The sequence below is a fragment of the Marinomonas piezotolerans genome (genome assembly GCF_003362755.1).
Classification (GTDB): Bacteria; Pseudomonadota; Gammaproteobacteria; order Pseudomonadales; family Marinomonadaceae; genus Marinomonas; species Marinomonas piezotolerans.
Map to the genome: position 1 here is coordinate 199,321 of NZ_QKRA01000006.1, position 15,662 is coordinate 214,982.

A 15,662-nucleotide genomic window follows, 5' to 3' on the forward strand; every position below is an offset into this window, starting at 1 on the left:
AACGATAATATCGCCTTAGCCGAGCCAGTATTGGGCTAAGGCGATACTCAACGGTACAGTTATTAATGACATACCTGTTTGAAGTGTAATAAACACCGCCATATTATCCGCATCCCCACCAAGCTGCTTCGCTAACGCATAGGCAGATGTCGCAGTCGGCACAACACCAAACAACAAGGCAACCGATGCTGCCAAACCACTAATATTTAATGTGTAGCAAGCCGCCAATACAAACGCAGGAAATACAACAAAACGCCCGCATGTGGACCACCAAAATGTTGCACCCACACTGCGAATCGACGTCAGCCGTACACTCGCCCCCACCGCAAGCAATACCAACGGCAGAGTCGCTTGTGACAGCATATGCGTCATATCAGACAAAATAGGCACGGGTGTAAGTCCCAATAGATTCATCGATATACCGAGCGCAATCGACATAATCAACGGATTTCGTAACAGCTCTTTTGATACCAACTTAGGAATCGACTGACCTTCCTTGCCGTGCATCAGAACCAAACAAACCACCAAAAACACATTGACCGATGGAATCAGCACAGCGGCCCCTAGCGCGGCGTAGACTAACCCTTCAGCACCATATAAACGCTCTGCGAGAGCCAATGTGATAAAGCTGTTAAAACGGATGCCCGCTTGAAGCATAGAGGTGGTGGTCGGATTCGGTGTGCCGGTCAGCTTCGCCACGCCAAAAACAAACACCGCGGTAACGCCCATCGCGCCAATCAGTGTAATCGCATACTCTCCCAGCAAGGGATTAGAAAAATCAATGACACTGGTTTTCGAAAACAGCAGGGCCGGAAACAAACACCAATACACCAGCTTATCCACACCTTGCCAGAAACCATCGAATGGAAAGCGCCAGCGCTGTAAAAAAGCCCCAAAAATAAGTAACAAAAAGACCGGTAAAATCGCAGTAAACAGGGTCATGAGCGCTTTCCTTAAATCGTCTATCAGTAAAACTGATAATTTTTCTCAATATATTGCGTTTTAAATTTACTTTTTCGATATATAAACTGGCGAGGTCTTGTCATATCGACAACTCTGGGGAATTTATATGATCACCTTACGCAAAGCAAAAGATCGAGGCCATGCAAATTTTGGCTGGCTAAACAGCTACCACACTTTTTCCTTTGGGCATTACTACGACCCAAGCCACATGGGCTTTTCGGCACTGCGCGTCATCAATGACGATACCGTGACTCCCAGTATGGGCTTTGAAGCGCACGGTCATAAAGATATGGAAATCATTAGCCTCGTTACGCAAGGTACGATCGCCCACCGAGACAGTGCTGGCAATACGCGTGAACTGCCCGCTGGTGAGTATCAGCTTATGTCCGCTGGTGCGGGCATTGTACACAGTGAATTCAACGCATCGAATAACGAGCCTCTAAAATTTCTGCAAATCTGGATTCAACCTAACCAAAAAGGCGGCCAACCGGGCTACCAACAAAAACCATTTGGCGAACAAGATGGCTTTACCACCATCATCACGCCTGATGGACAACACGATAGCCTACGTATCAAACAGGACATGCAGCTGATACAACTCGTGTTGGATCACGACACGGAAGCGACTTTAGAGGTGTCTACAGAGCGCCGTTATTACATTCACTTAATCGAAGGTCAGCTTTTACTAAACGATACCGATACCCTTGATTCAGGTGATGGCGCAAAGATTGAAAACACGCCACACTTATCCTTTAGCAAACTCAGCAGCGCTCGTGTCAAAGCGCTTATTTTCGATTTGCCTTAGCAAAACAATAAAACACAGTACGTAACAGTGATAATTCTTTGAATCTGCTACGCTGTTCACTATCTTGTAGTAAATAGGACGATATAAGCGGGAGCAAAAATGGAACAACCTGATTTTAAACACTTTGGCTGCCAAGAGTGCGCCAAAGGCTGCGATCTAGATTTTGACTTTACGATGGCCTTCCAGCCAATCGTAGACGTAGAGAATCAGACTGTTTTTGCGCATGAAGCGTTAGTGCGTGGCATCAATGGAGAAGGCGCTGGCCACGTTTTTGAAAATGTGAACAGCAAAAACCGTTATCGCTTCGACCAAAGCTGTCGTGTTAAAGCCATCAAACTGGCTGCCGAGTTGGAGATCGAATCCAACCTCTGCATCAACTTCCTACCCAACGCGATCTACAAACCCGAACTATGTATTCGCACCACACTGGCGGCGGCTGAAAAATATGGATTCGATGCGAAAAAAATCATCTTCGAATTCACTGAAAATGAGCGTATTCAAGACCACGACCACCTCATCAGCATCATCCGCCATTATCAAAAGCTCAATTTTCAAACAGCGATCGATGACTTCGGCTCAGGTTACAATGGCTTAACCCTACTCGCCAATACACCGACAGACATCGCCAAACTCGACATGGCGTTAATTCGCGACATTGATCAGTCTCCTATTCGCCAAGCCATCGTTAAGCACAACATGGACATGTTTCACGATTTAGGCATCAAAGTGATCGCAGAAGGCATTGAAACCCAAGCGGAATACCAAACCCTAAGAAAGTTCGGCGTTACTCTATACCAAGGGTACTATTTCGCTAAGCCTAGCTTTGAATCCCTCGCCGTCATTCACTGGCCAGAATAATAGAAAAACTTTAAACAAACAGCTAAGCCACTAGCAAAGGGCTATAGGACACGGCTTCCCCCTACTGTACTTCCAAGGCCAAACAGATGTCCGTTAACAGCTCACTGGCGGGCACTTGCCTAGGATTGTTCAGATACACTTCCATAACAGGGGTATTGGCTGGTAAATAACCTGACTGCGGCAACCAATCACCAAACAACCACTGATACGCCTTATGAAGATGCTGATAAGGCCCTTTAAACCGTAACACGGCGTATTGCCCAGCTGGTTGTTGCCAACATGCTAGGTTATTAGGTTGAGTCAGCGCCGCCCGCTCTTCTTGAGAGAGAATAATCCCTGCCATAGAGCGCAATTCCGATTCAGGCACGGAGAATGGATCATGCAAATACAAGCCACACATCATAGCTTGCTCTGTTTCTATGTTTTGACCAATTAGCTGAACATAAAGCTGCTCAAAACTTTGACCAATATCCATAAAATTGCCGTGGTGGGAAAGCCCTACAACAACAGCACTCGCACGATTTTCGATGGTTACGCCATACGGCGCAGCAAGGGTTTGCTCCAGAGTATCTCGCGCCACTGATGGGAGACTAAAAGATACTTGCTGGCCTTGCTGACGAAACTTAGCGGGTGGCATTCCATAAGCCGCACGAAACGCTCGTGAAAATGCCTGAACCGAACTATAACCAGCCTTGATGCCGATTTTCTCTATGTCACCTTGCGAATCAAGCAGCGCTTGCGCCGCATAATGCAGACGAACTCGCTTCACTGTATCGGCGAGCGTTTCCCCGAACATACAACGATACAGTCGATGCAAATGATACGGCGACACACATGCTACCTGCGACAATGTTTCCAAATCCAATTGGCTATCTAGATTCTGAAAAATGTATTCCACAAGGCGTTGAAAGCGTCGTTGATAATGTTCTGCGGTGGATTCTCTCACGGGTTTTACCTTATACATTCATTAACGAACTGAGATATAGATCAGTGCTTTTTGTTGGCTAAGGTAATGCTCGAAGTCCGTTTCAAAAGCACGCTGAAAAGGGCAATCTGGCTGGGCAAAGTAATGCCATATTTTCTGCCACGCATCAATTATCCCCATAGGCAAAGCACCCGCCACATCAAACACTAAGTATTTTTCTGCATCCAATACCACTTTGGCCATAGTGCTGATATCAGCAAAGTCCGCTTGGTCCGTTCCCGCGATTACATCGAATTCGCCCGTTTCATCCCCTTCAAAATGGCAATAAACCCCAAATACTTGATTACCTTCTTTCAATAAAGGAGCGATGTCCTGATTAAACTGCTGCCATAAACGGGCGATATGCCCACCCTCTGGCGACATTTCTTGTTGGTTTGTCGTACGAACACATACGCCATAAACAGGTGTTTTGGGAAAAGATTGAGGGGTCATTAGCTTGCTCCTTTATGTATTTTTGTCAGCATACCTCAAGCGCTTTTAACAAAACTTGCTGTTTTCTATTTCGTTGCCTTAATCATCAGGTTTCTAGGCGTTAGTTCTGGCTCACAGAACACGCCGATGGCGACTTGGTAGCCAGCTTCTTCTAAGCATAAAGCGCGATCTAATACGAGCCAGTATTCTAGCGGGCGGCGGAAGTATTGAGTGATGGCTTCTAGGATCTCAACGCGCTGTCGGCGTTGTTCACCAATCTGCTCAAAGCCTTTAATAGGGTATGCGGTAAGTTGTTTTTGAAGCCCTTTTTGCTGAGCTGCCCAATCGCAAAAGCCTGCGAACCCTTCATTTAAAAGGCGTTTAGGGCACGATGGGACGTTAAGGTATTGATCTACTCCACGCGCTTGGCGCTGCCAGGCATCAAATCCCAGTCGATAGGTGAGTTCTAATGCTTTAAGACGCTGTTCTCGCTGGCCTGCAGTGGCGACTTCTTTTACGGCTAATTTAAGGTTGTCTTGGTTCAGTTGTGTGTTGGCTTGTTGGCCTTGTTTGGAGAGCGGCCGATATTGACGATCTTGTGTCAGGTGATAACAGCATGGTGAGATCGCCATCTGGTCAAGCCTTGCGGCAATCCCCTGCTCGATCAGCACTCGATGCAAATCGCCACAGGCATGCAGCGCCACGGCGCTGTTAGCGTGCAGCAAAGGCTCATTACCATCACCCTGCAAGACGTCCGCACAGGTAAAGGTCTGTGCAATGCCCAATCGGTGAGCTTCATCCGCCCCTGAATCACACAAACTTTGTTGCCATTCTAAGCTGTGTACATGCGCGCTTTGTTGCAAAGCTAGCACCTTACCCAGATGCCCTTTACCTGCGCACCACTCGATCACGGGTGAGGAGATTTGCGTGCACTCGCTGAAGGCCAGGATCTGCTGCCATTTTCGGCCTTTAATCCCTTGGCTTACGTAGCTCGGTAAGGGGGGATGAAGTGTTTTCTCCAAAGGTGCGTCAAAAGTGACCTTCGGCACTGCGGTGAATCCCACCACGTGTTCCTGCAAGGCTTGCTCTACCTCGAGGTAATCAGGCACATGTGTGATGGCATCTAACCAGTTGCATAGTTCAGGGTAGTTTGTACGCCACGGCCAGTCTAAAGATTGAAAAGACTGTATGTTCCACAGTGGCGAGTTCTGTGCGAGCCAACCATCTAAAACGCTAAAATCAGTACTGAAAGAAGAAGACATAAGCCCCTAGAAGAAGTGTTCATTTTTTTAGACAGTTTGCTTAAGTTTTGCATATATCACTGCGTTTACGAATTGTATTTTAGCGCTAAAAGCGCAGAATATAAGAACGTTTTATTTCATCATGCAGCATTGCAGTTTGCCCTAAAAAGTAAGGAAATATCCCATTATGTTCAAACACCTTAAAGCCGTTCCTGGCGACCCGTTGTTAGCCTTGATCGTAGCGCACCAGCAAGACCCAAACCCTAAGAAGGTCGATTTAGGTGTCGGCGTCTACAAAGATGATCAAGGTCGTACGCCTATTTTGACGTCAGTGAAGAAAGCTGAAGCCATTATGGTGACTAACGAGGAAACAAAGGCGTATCAAGGTGTTTACGGTGCGGCAGATTTTGCGCCACTTACCCAAACCCTATTGTTGGGAGGTGACAGTGATGTGGTCAAGCAAGGTCGTATCCAATCTTCGCAAACACCTGGCGGTACTGGCGCATTAAAAGTGGCAGCGGACTTTATCAGTGCCAATCTTAAAGGTGCTCGTTTATTTGTCAGTGATCCCACTTGGGGGAATCACACTTCTATCTTTGGCTCTGCGGGAGTCGAGGTCGTTGAATACCCATACTACGATGCAGCAACCAATGATGTACGCTTCGATGAGATGATGGCGTTTTTGGACGCTGAGATGAAAGAAGGCGATGTGCTATTACTGCACGCATGCTGCCATAACCCAACAGGTGTTGATCTACAGCTTGAGCACTGGCACGCGCTGACTGATTTTGTAAATCAACGTAATGTTCTGCCGCTGATTGATGCCGCCTACCAAGGCTTTGGTGACGGTCTGGATGCGGATATGGCAGGTCTACGCCATATGGCAGAACGCGTACCGAACATGCTGATTGCGAACTCATTCTCGAAGAACTTTGGCATCTACCGCGACCGTTGTGGCGGCCTGAGTATCATTGCCGAATCTGCTGAGGAAGCGCGCAATGCCTTTTCTATCGTTGGCCAAGCGATTCGTGCTAACTACTCGATGCCACCAGCTCATGGCGCGACCGTGGTCTACACTATTATGAATGACCCTGAGTTGCGTCGCCTATGGGAATCAGAGGTAACCGAGATGCGCAATCGTATCAATGGATTACGCTCTAAGATGGTTCAGAAATTGGCAGCATCAGGCGTGAGCAAAGACTTCAGCTTCATTGAAAAACAACGCGGTATGTTCTCATACTCGGGTCTAACATTTGAGCAAGTACGTACGTTACGTTCCGAGTACGCCATCTACATTGCAGATACTGGCCGTATGAGTATTGCGGGAGTCAGTGACAGCAATATCGATTACTTATGCGAATCCATCGCAAAAGTCGTGGGATAATTACTTCGATAAAGAACAACCTAAACGCAAAGGGACGCTCCATGCGTTCCAGTACATCAAAAAACCCCAGCACTTGCTGGGGTTTATTTTTACGGCCCCGTATTTCACATTACATTCGATACTCTGTATCAAACTCACAGACTCTTTCGCTTAGTATCTCGTACCCTACAACCACATTCAGCAGCGAATGCGCGCTACATCAGCAACCTGAAATCAGCGGATTGCTGTGTCTGACATGCATTTCGATTTCACTTGAATATCAATTTAGCTTCGTTTGAATACTAATTTAGTTTCATTTGAATAATTTATGCCATCAAAATGAAACATATCTATCGTAATGTACCCCTCGTTTGATGCTTTTATTCTTTCATATTTTAGTTTTGATACGAGGATTACGTACCATGAACAAGTTAGCGTTAGTTTCTACGGCCGTTGGTTTAGCGGTGTCTGGGTCTGCATTTTCAGCCACACAAATTGAATGGTGGCACGCAATGGGTGGTGCTAATGGTGAGAAAGTTGTCGAGATGGCGGAAGCGTTCAATCAGGCACAAGATGCTTATGAAGTGAAGCCGGTATACAAAGGCAACTACACCGAAACCATGACTTCTGCGATTGCCGCATTTCGCGCGAAGCAGCAGCCAGCGTTGGTTCAAGTATTTGAAGTGGGAACGGCCAGCATGATGGCGGCAGAAGGTGCGATTTACCCAGTATACAAACTGATGCGCGAAACAGGGCAGCCGTTTATCCAGGACGATTACCTAAGTGCTGTCACAGGTTATTACACGGACGAAGATGGCAATATGCTATCGATGCCATTTAACAGCTCGACGCCAGTGTTGTACTACAACAAAGAGCAATTTGAAAAAGCGGGTGTGAGCGCACCGAAAACGTGGCAAGAAATGGAAACCGTTTCGCAAAAACTGTTAGACAGTGGTGTAGAGTGTGGTTTCACAACGTCTTGGCAATCATGGATTCAATTAGAGAACTTCAGCGCACGTCACAACATTCCATTTGCAACACAAGCCAATGGTTTTGCTGGAATGGACACAGAGTTTGTCTTTAACAGCCCTGCTCAAGTCGCACACATTGAAAAAATGCGTGAATGGCAACAAAACGGCATATTCAGTTACGGTGGTCGTCGAAGCGACTCTGCTCCGAAATTCTATAGCCAAGAATGTTCAATGTTCATGGGGTCTTCAGCGGGCTACGCTGGTATGAAGCGTAATGCTACGTTTGACTTCGGTGTAGCACAGCTACCTTACGATGCAGATCAAATCGAGACGCCACAAAACACCATCATCGGTGGTGCATCGTTATGGGTACTACAAGGTAAGAATGAAGAGCAATACCAAGGTGTCGCAACCTTCTTAAATTTCCTATCGCGTGCTGATATGCAAGCTGATTGGCACCAATTCTCAGGTTACCTACCTATCACACAAGCGGCTTATGAGCTGACCAAAGGACAAGGCTTCTATGCGGCAAATCCTGGTACAGACGTAGCGATTAAGCAGATGACTTCTGTTGAGCCAACGGAAAATTCTAAAGGCTTACGTTTGGGTAACTTCGTTCAGATCCGTGACATCATCAATGAAGAACTAGAAGCGGTATGGGCAGGCGATAAAACCGCTCAAGCAGCATTAGATGCCGCCGCTGAACGTGGTAACGCATTGCTACGTAAGTTCGAAAAAGCGAACGACTAGTCATCACTGCCTCTCTATGAGAAAGCCTCCCCTATAGTGGGGAGGCTGTTCAAATGTGTGTCTTCTGATTAGTGACTGGTTGAGTCTTTTTATGTCGGTGTATTTTCCTCAAAAATTTCTGCCCTATCTGTTGCTATTGCCGCAGTTAGCGGTAACGGCCATCTTCTTCTTATGGCCCGCAGGACAAGCGGTTGAGCAAGCGTTTTACCAAGAAGATGCCTTTGGTTTAAGCCGTGATTTTGTTGGCTTAGATAATTTTACTGAGTTATTTACTAGCCCAGAGTATTTCGCATCCCTCAAAACCACCATGGTGTTCAGCTTTTCGGTGGCTTTTTTAGGCCTTGCGGTGGCACTCTGGTTGGCGGTCATGGCGGATCGTGTGATTCGTGGCGCAATGGTATATCAAACCCTATTAATTTGGCCTTATGCAGTGGCTCCCGCTTTGGCCGGTGTATTGTGGTGGATTCTATTCGACCCAAGCATGGGGCCAGTGGCCTTACTATTAGAATCCATCGGTATCGACTGGAACCACTTTATTAACGGCGATCAGGCAATGATATTGGTGGTAATTTCTGCCACGTGGAAACAAATCAGCTACAACTTCCTATTTTTTCTCGCAGGGTTACAGGCCATTCCTCGATCCTTGATTGAAGCCGCAGCGATCGATGGCGCTGGCCCGACCAAACGATTTTGGGACATTGTGTTTCCATTGTTATCACCCACGACCTTCTTCTTATTGGTCGTTAACTTGGTGTATGCCTTTTTTGAAACCTTCGGTGTGATTGATGCCACCACACAAGGGGGACCGGGGCAAAGTACTACAACTATGGTGTACAAAGTCTTCAACGATGGCTTCGTTGGTCTGGATTTGGGCAGCTCTGCGGCACAATCTGTGGTGCTAATGGTCATTGTCGGGCTGATGACGGTGGTGCAGTTCCGCTATATTGAACGTAAGGTGCAGTACTAATGATTGAAAATCGCCCTTGGCTGACTGGTTTCAGTCATCTTATTTTGGTCTTAGGCGTGTTAGTGGTCGCGTTGCCTGTTTGGGTGGCGATTGTCGCCTCTACTCATCCGGCTAATGCATTTGGCGTCGGTCATATTCCAATGTGGTTTGGGGATCAAGCATTCGCTAATTGGCATCAGATGCTGATTGGAAAAGAAGGTCAGGCTTCGCACATGCTACGTATGACTTTGAACTCATTGATCATGGCGCTTGGCATTACGTTTGGCAAAATTGCGATTTCGTTGCTGTCTGCCTACGCGATTGTATTCTTCCGATTCCCATTTCGGGGCTTGGCATTTTGGGTGATTTTTTTCACTTTGATGTTGCCTGTAGAAGTACGCATCGTACCGACCTATGAAGTAATCGCCAACCTTAACTTGCTAAATAGCTATACCGGTCTAACGCTGCCACTCATTGCCAGTGCCACCGCTACCTTCCTATTTCGTCAGTGCTTTATGAGTATTCCTGGTGAACTAGTCGAAGCCGCGCGTATTGATGGCGCAGGTCCCATTCGTTTCTTCTTCGATATTTTATTACCAATGTCGCGCACCAATATTGCGGCACTGTTCGTGATTCTGTTTATCTATGGCTGGAACCAATATTTGTGGCCGCTGATCGTGACCACGGATGACGCTTACTACACTTTAGTAATGAGCGTGAAGCGTATGTTGTCTGTGCCAGATGGTGATATCGAATGGAATAAAGTCATGGTGTCGACGTTGCTGGCGATGATTCCACCCGTGCTGGTGGTCATTGGTATGCAGAAGTTATTTGTGAAAGGTTTGGTAGACGCGGAGAAATAAAGTGTCAGATTTAGTACTTAGAAATATCGGTAAAACATACGCCAACGGCTACCAAGCCATCCCAAGCATCGATTTAACCATCGAAGAAGGGGAATTTATTGTCTTAGTGGGCCCCTCTGGCTGCGGTAAATCAACCTTATTACGCATGGTTGCAGGACTTGAAAGCATCAGCCAAGGCGACTTACTGATTAAAGGGATTCAGGTTAATAACAAAGAGCCGGCGGAACGAGACATCGCAATGGTGTTCCAAAATTACGCTTTGTATCCACACATGTCGGTCTACGACAACATGGCGTATGGCTTAAAGAATCGTGGTGAACCAAAATCTGAGATTGAAACCAAAGTGAATGCCGTCGCGCAGATGCTGGGGTTGGAGGAGCTGCTCACGCGCAAACCTCGACAACTGTCTGGTGGGCAGCGTCAACGTGTGGCCATGGGACGCGCGATGGTACGTGACCCTAAGGTGTTTCTGTTCGATGAGCCTTTGTCTAACTTAGATGCTAAATTGCGAGTGCAAATGCGCGTTGAAATTCGTGAATTACAGCGCAAACTAGGAACGACAACCTTATACGTAACTCATGATCAAGTAGAGGCCATGACCCTTGCGGATCGATTGGTGGTACTCAATAAAGGCCATGCAGAGCAAGTGGGGACGCCTATGGCACTCTATGATCGCCCCGCCTCGACATTTGTGGCGCAGTTCATTGGCTCACCGTCGATGAACCTTATCCCATGTACTGTTGAAGATGGGGTTTTGCAGTTAGGCGCAGACTGCCAGCTCGCTTCTCCACAGTTTTCTACGGATAAAATCATGTGGGGCATTCGTCCGGAGCATGTGGACATTGTCCCCTTGCAGGACGCCGATTTGAACTTACAGGTAAAAGCCGTTGAAGCGCTTGGGGCAGAGACTTTGATTCATGGCTCGGTAAAAGCCGATAGAGATAAGCAATACCCCTTTGTAGTGCGTTTGTCAGGTAATCACGCACCAGATATTGGGCAACTGATTGGTTTAAAAGTGCCACAACACGCGTGGCACGTATTTGATGCAGAAACAACGAAGAGGATTGAAGCGCTATGACGTTGACCAAAGTGATGGGGCATCGTGGTGCGGCTTTATTGGCACCTGAAAATACCCTTGCCTCAATCCGTGCCGCCGCCGCGACGGGCGTAAAATGGGTGGAAATTGATGTGTACCCCATTGCCCAAAATGGCTTGATCATCTTTCACGATCATACTTTAGAGCGCTGTACAAATGGGTTTGGAAAGACATTGGAAGCGAACTTAGAAACCGTGTTGTCACTGGATGCAGGTTCTTGGTTTGGGGCTGAGCATGAAGGGGAAAAAGTCCCTACCCTTGAGCAAGCCATTGATTGCATCCAAACACTCGGGCTCAGTTTGAATCTAGAAATCAAATATGAAGGTGCCGATGTGGAGCAGGTTGTTCCCCCCATATTAGCCGTGCTGTCAGAACGATGGCTGGATAACGACAAATTGATGATTTCAAGTTTTAACTACGAGGCTTTGCAGATCTGTCATCGTGAAGATAAACAGCGGCATCTGGGTTATTTAGTCGAAGAAGTCCCCAGTGACTGGTTACTAAAACTCGCAGCAATAGAAGCCTTTAGCCTGAATTGTTGTTACGCTTATCTTACCGAACAGCAGGCTCGTGATGTGAAATCTGCGGGTTATAAATTATTGTGCTATACCGCCAATGAGGCGCATCTTGTTGAGCAGCATTGGAGCTGGGGGATGGATACGGTAATCACCGACGATCCCAATCAGTTCATGCACTTGGAGTCGTAGTTTGAACTTAAATGAACGTCAGCAGCATATTTTAAATTGGGTTCAACAATGCGACTTGTTGCCCGTGGAAGAAATGGTTGAGCGTTTTGGTGTGTCCTCGCAGACGATTCGCAAAGACATCAATCAATTGGCGGAAAAACATTTAGTGCGGCGCCAACATGGTGGTATTGCGCCCGTATCCACCGCAGAGAATTTATCGTTTGCTAATCGTCAGTTTTTGAACAGCGACGCGAAGCAGTCCATCGCAGCGCAAGTTGCCGAAGTCATTCCAAACGGTGCGTCGGTATTCTTAGGCGTGGGTACAACCGTAGAGTTCGTGGCTAAAGCGTTACTGCAACATCAAGATCTACAAGTATTTACGAACAACCTTACCGTTGCGACCATCTTTGCTAAGACACCGAAAACGTCTGTCCGTATGACCGCAGGACGCATGCGCCACCGCCATTGCGACTTGGTAGGATCTGACGCCATAGAAAGCATGCGTAAGTATGTCTTTGATTATGGCATTTTGGGCTGCGGGGGATTGCATGAACACTTTGGTGTGCTCGACTTTGACCCTGACGAAGCCAATCTGAGTCGAACGTTGATCAAACAAAGTCGCCACGTTTTGTTGGTCGCCGACCAATATAAATGGGGGCGAAAAGCCAGCGCTGTGGTCGGTCGATTTGAAGACATTGAAATGCTTTTTACGGATGACATTTCTGCTCAACAACAGCAACTGCTCGAAGCGCAAGGTGTCCGATTAATAGTAGCAAAGGAGTCTACAGATGCAGGATAGCCCAAAGCCTTTGGACGAGTTGGATGCCTCTTTATTAAAGAAAGTGCGATACCTTTTTACCGATTTTGATGACACATTAACTCTCCAAGGTCGCTTACCTGCTATGACGTTACAGGCGCTATACGATCTTGAAGCCGCTGGTATACGCGTCGTTCCAGTTACAGGAGGGTGTGCTGGATGGTCAGATATGATGGTTCGAGTCTTACCAATCGCAGGTGTTATCAGTGAAGGTGGTGGGGTATTTATACAGCCCGTTCAACGCTCGGTGAAGTACCATTATTTCAACGATAAAGCGTCCATGCGCGCGCAGCAGGCCGAATTGCTGGCGTTGATAGAACCACGACTAAAACAATTCCCTACTCTATCATTGACGCAAGATCAGCATTTCCGACTGACGGACGTAGCGATTGATTACGCGCAAGATATTGTTCCACCAGCTGTTCAAGAAAAAGAGGCATTACTAGCCGATTTACTGAATCTTGGGTTAAATGCAAAAGCGTCTTCGATTCATATTAATGTTTGCCAGACGGGTGTGGATAAATATGCCATGACGGAACGTGTGTTGACCGATTTTTTTGGTGTTTCCATCGAAGAAGCAAAACAATGTGTGTTGTATGTGGGAGATGCACCTAATGATGAAAGTATGTTTGCACAGTTTCCACTTAGTGTAGGAGTGGCTAATATTGCCCCTCACTTAAATGCGTTGAATCACTTACCGCGTTACATTGCAAATAAATCTGGAGGCGAAGGGTTTGCTGAACTCGCCGCAAAAATACTTGCTATACGCATATAAAAACGCGTCAAAAAGCAGGCTAGAACACGCAATACGTCCCTTTTTTTGTCCGCTTGAGACATAAGGTGGGCATAAGTTAATGTAATATTGGCGGTGCATCTCCGCCATCCGTCACTTGAATCTCTGGGTGATTATGCTGCGCCAAGCGTATGATCGACGGCTCCAGGCTTTCACGCCAAAATTGAACTTCACCATCACTCATGGCATCGACTTTTTCCCAGCCTATCGGGGTGCCGAATAGCCTCACACTTGCCAATACTTCATCAATAAACTCACGCGGACCGCTCTGTCCCAGCCCTGTCAGGCGAGCACCTCGCATGAACCCTGCGCACCAATCTTCCACAATAACGGACACTTTACCTTCAGAATCTTGATGTTCTAAGTAAACGGGGCTGATCGTGCCATTAATCAGACCATCGACGGCCTCTAAATGTAACAACATGACTAAGCCATAAAACTCATCTTCTTCGTCAGGGACAGGCCACTTAGGTTGATCTTCAGCAGCTCCCCAAATGGCTGGCAGCCAATCGCTAGGTGTGAGAATATCCTTACTGCAACCGATAGCCGTGACAAACCCATCAAGCTCTGAGACGGACATGATCGAACGATCCGTGGCGTAATTCTCAAGATAGTAATCGAGCCGATCGAACATCGCCTCAACAGGTAGCCCTTCGTTTTGCATACTACTTCTCTGCTTAATAATCGAATGCACTAAGTGTAATCGTTTTTTCGCGTTTTCGCAGGCACGAAGTAAAAATCCCCTTACTCCTCGAGCTTGAGGCTGCTTGCTACTGACTTTTAGGATAAATATCGATTTCAACTCGACGGTTACAAGTTCGACCTTGGCTTGTTGAGTTATCACAAGCGGGCTCCTCCTCACCCACACCCATAGTAGACAAACGATCCCTAGCCACGTTCTGACCGACGAGGTAACTACGAACGGACTCGGCACGCTTTAAAGATAAGGTTTGGTTATACGATGCACTGCCTGTGCTATCTGTGTGGCCTGTGATCATAAGTACAGTATTCGGGTACTCAACCAGCACGCGAGCTACACCATTGAGTGTCTGATAGATAGACGCTTCCAAGGTATATGCGTCTGTCGAAAAGCCAATTCCATTTTCCATTACGAGAGTAAGCTGATCTTCTCCAACACGTTGAACTTGCACCCCAGAGTTTCTCAACGTATCACGCAGCTCACGCTCTTGCTGATCAAAATAATTGCCAACACCGGCACCCACCGCACCGCCCGCTACGGCACCCGCTAATGCACGATTACGGCGCTCTTTCGCACTGTCGCCGGTGGCCAGTCCAACAAAAATGCCTGATACCGCGCCGATTACCGCGCCTTTGGTGGTGTCATTTGTTTCCGATTCGCCTGTCGTAGCATTTTGTCGTTGCATCGATTCGCAACCGGACAGCAATACTGCCGCGGCGACTAACCCCATAAGACCGTTTCGTTTTCGCATGACGTTTCCTAGATCAAAGAATGAAATGATGTATGTAGATACGCTTAATCTAGGGCAGTATAAATTTTTGAGAAAAGAGCAACAGAGCTGAGACCAACCTTTACACGATCCTTTGTGTCGTCGCACATCCTTTGCAAAGACATAACACTTTGCAAAGGATGTGCGCAGAGGCCTAGACTCAGTCAGGACGTCAAAGCACCACTTGATATTCGGGTAGACCTTGATGTTGGGATACGACACAAAAGGTTTTGCCTGCTTGCTCACGTTTCGGTGCGTTGCCGCGGACAAAAAATGGCCGCAGACGGTGTGCGTATCCCTGCCTTAGGCGATAAAGTATTTTCGACTTCGGTTAAAAATTTGCCTACAGTAGATAAAACGTCCACCGATGAAAAATCATCATTTAAGTCCCGGGGCAACACCAAGCTCTGTCTGGTAAGGGATCTCATGTGCTATTTTGACCAAACATAAAAAAGCCCTGATCATTGCTGATCAGGGCTTCGTATTTGAAGCTTGACGACGACCTACTCTCACATGGGATCTCCCACACTACCATCGGCGATGGCGCTTTTCACTTCTGAGTTCGGGATGGGATCAGGTGGTTCAACGCCTCTATGATCGTCAAGCAAACCGGTGTGCGTTTCGTTATGAGTGATCGGATGTGGA

Annotated in this window: 16 protein-coding genes and 1 rRNA gene; 10 read left to right on the forward strand and 7 right to left on the reverse strand. The window is 47.2% G+C overall.

Features of this window, described 5'->3' with window-relative positions:
* Positions 1-15: 15 nt before the first annotated feature.
* The gene (locus tag DN730_RS13595) at positions 16-942 is read right to left on the reverse strand and encodes an AEC family transporter (protein WP_115468693.1); all 927 of its coding nucleotides are present in this window, start codon (positions 940-942) and stop codon (positions 16-18) included.
* A gap of 127 nt (positions 943-1,069) precedes the next feature.
* Here DN730_RS13595 and DN730_RS13600 point away from each other — a divergent pair, with 127 nt between their 5' ends.
* Positions 1,070-1,768 carry a pirin family protein gene (locus DN730_RS13600; RefSeq protein ID WP_115468694.1) on the forward strand — a complete coding sequence of 233 codons (699 nt, stop codon included), beginning with the start codon at positions 1,070-1,072 and terminating at the stop codon, positions 1,766-1,768.
* A 99-nt stretch (positions 1,769-1,867) separates the two neighbouring features.
* Complete coding sequence (locus tag DN730_RS13605) at positions 1,868-2,626, forward strand: EAL domain-containing protein (RefSeq protein WP_115468695.1); 759 nt, start codon at positions 1,868-1,870, stop codon at positions 2,624-2,626.
* A gap of 61 nt (positions 2,627-2,687) precedes the next feature.
* Here DN730_RS13605 and DN730_RS13610 read toward each other — a convergent pair whose 3' ends face one another.
* From DN730_RS13610 to DN730_RS13620, 3 genes are all read right to left on the reverse strand, one after another.
* The gene (locus DN730_RS13610) at positions 2,688-3,572 is read right to left on the reverse strand and encodes an AraC family transcriptional regulator (RefSeq protein WP_158541220.1); all 885 of its coding nucleotides are present in this window, start codon (positions 3,570-3,572) and stop codon (positions 2,688-2,690) included.
* 21 nt (positions 3,573-3,593) lie between these two features.
* The gene (locus tag DN730_RS13615) at positions 3,594-4,043 is read right to left on the reverse strand and encodes a GyrI-like domain-containing protein (protein WP_115468697.1); all 450 of its coding nucleotides are present in this window, start codon (positions 4,041-4,043) and stop codon (positions 3,594-3,596) included.
* A gap of 65 nt (positions 4,044-4,108) precedes the next feature.
* On the reverse strand, positions 4,109-5,284 hold the full coding sequence (locus DN730_RS13620; RefSeq protein ID WP_115468698.1) for a methyltransferase: 1,176 nt from the start codon (positions 5,282-5,284) through the stop codon (positions 4,109-4,111).
* A 166-nt stretch (positions 5,285-5,450) separates the two neighbouring features.
* Here DN730_RS13620 and DN730_RS13625 point away from each other — a divergent pair, with 166 nt between their 5' ends.
* The 8 genes from DN730_RS13625 to DN730_RS13660 all read left to right on the forward strand — a co-directional run bounded on the left by DN730_RS13625 (position 5,451) and on the right by DN730_RS13660 (position 13,530).
* On the forward strand, positions 5,451-6,647 hold the full coding sequence (locus tag DN730_RS13625) for an amino acid aminotransferase (protein WP_115468699.1): 1,197 nt from the start codon (positions 5,451-5,453) through the stop codon (positions 6,645-6,647).
* 401 nt (positions 6,648-7,048) lie between these two features.
* On the forward strand, positions 7,049-8,347 hold the full coding sequence (gene ugpB, locus DN730_RS13630; RefSeq protein WP_115468700.1) for a sn-glycerol-3-phosphate ABC transporter substrate-binding protein UgpB: 1,299 nt from the start codon (positions 7,049-7,051) through the stop codon (positions 8,345-8,347).
* 91 nt (positions 8,348-8,438) lie between these two features.
* Complete coding sequence (ugpA, locus tag DN730_RS13635) at positions 8,439-9,314, forward strand: sn-glycerol-3-phosphate ABC transporter permease UgpA (protein ID WP_115468701.1); 876 nt, start codon at positions 8,439-8,441, stop codon at positions 9,312-9,314.
* Complete coding sequence (gene ugpE, locus DN730_RS13640; RefSeq protein ID WP_115468702.1) at positions 9,314-10,156, forward strand: sn-glycerol-3-phosphate ABC transporter permease UgpE; 843 nt, start codon at positions 9,314-9,316, stop codon at positions 10,154-10,156. Before ugpA ends, ugpE begins: the two co-directional genes overlap by 1 nt.
* Before the next feature lies 1 nt (position 10,157).
* Positions 10,158-11,234 carry a sn-glycerol-3-phosphate import ATP-binding protein UgpC gene (locus DN730_RS13645; protein WP_115468703.1) on the forward strand — a complete coding sequence of 359 codons (1,077 nt, stop codon included), beginning with the start codon at positions 10,158-10,160 and terminating at the stop codon, positions 11,232-11,234.
* A complete protein-coding gene (locus DN730_RS13650; protein WP_115468704.1) occupies positions 11,231-11,959 on the forward strand; it encodes a glycerophosphoryl diester phosphodiesterase in 729 nt (242 codons plus the stop codon). The genes DN730_RS13645 and DN730_RS13650 overlap by 4 nt, the downstream gene beginning before the upstream one ends.
* Position 11,960: 1 nt before the next feature.
* The gene (locus DN730_RS13655; protein WP_115468705.1) at positions 11,961-12,737 is read left to right on the forward strand and encodes a DeoR/GlpR family DNA-binding transcription regulator; all 777 of its coding nucleotides are present in this window, start codon (positions 11,961-11,963) and stop codon (positions 12,735-12,737) included.
* Positions 12,727-13,530, forward strand: coding sequence for an HAD-IIB family hydrolase (locus tag DN730_RS13660; RefSeq protein ID WP_115468706.1), 804 nt, complete (start codon positions 12,727-12,729; stop codon positions 13,528-13,530). The genes DN730_RS13655 and DN730_RS13660 overlap by 11 nt, the downstream gene beginning before the upstream one ends.
* 76 nt (positions 13,531-13,606) lie before the next feature.
* On the opposite strand, the gene DN730_RS13665 is transcribed toward DN730_RS13660, so the two are convergent.
* The 3 genes from DN730_RS13665 to rrf form a co-directional block, all read right to left on the reverse strand.
* On the reverse strand, positions 13,607-14,212 hold the full coding sequence (locus DN730_RS13665; RefSeq protein WP_115468707.1) for a UPF0149 family protein: 606 nt from the start codon (positions 14,210-14,212) through the stop codon (positions 13,607-13,609).
* Between the two features lie 106 nt (positions 14,213-14,318).
* On the reverse strand, positions 14,319-14,999 hold the full coding sequence (locus tag DN730_RS13670) for a YiaD family glycine zipper/OmpA-like lipoprotein (RefSeq protein ID WP_115468708.1): 681 nt from the start codon (positions 14,997-14,999) through the stop codon (positions 14,319-14,321).
* 508 nt (positions 15,000-15,507) lie between these two features.
* Positions 15,508-15,622: ribosomal RNA gene (gene rrf, locus DN730_RS13675) — 5S ribosomal RNA — on the reverse strand.
* Positions 15,623-15,662: the final 40 nt, after the last annotated feature.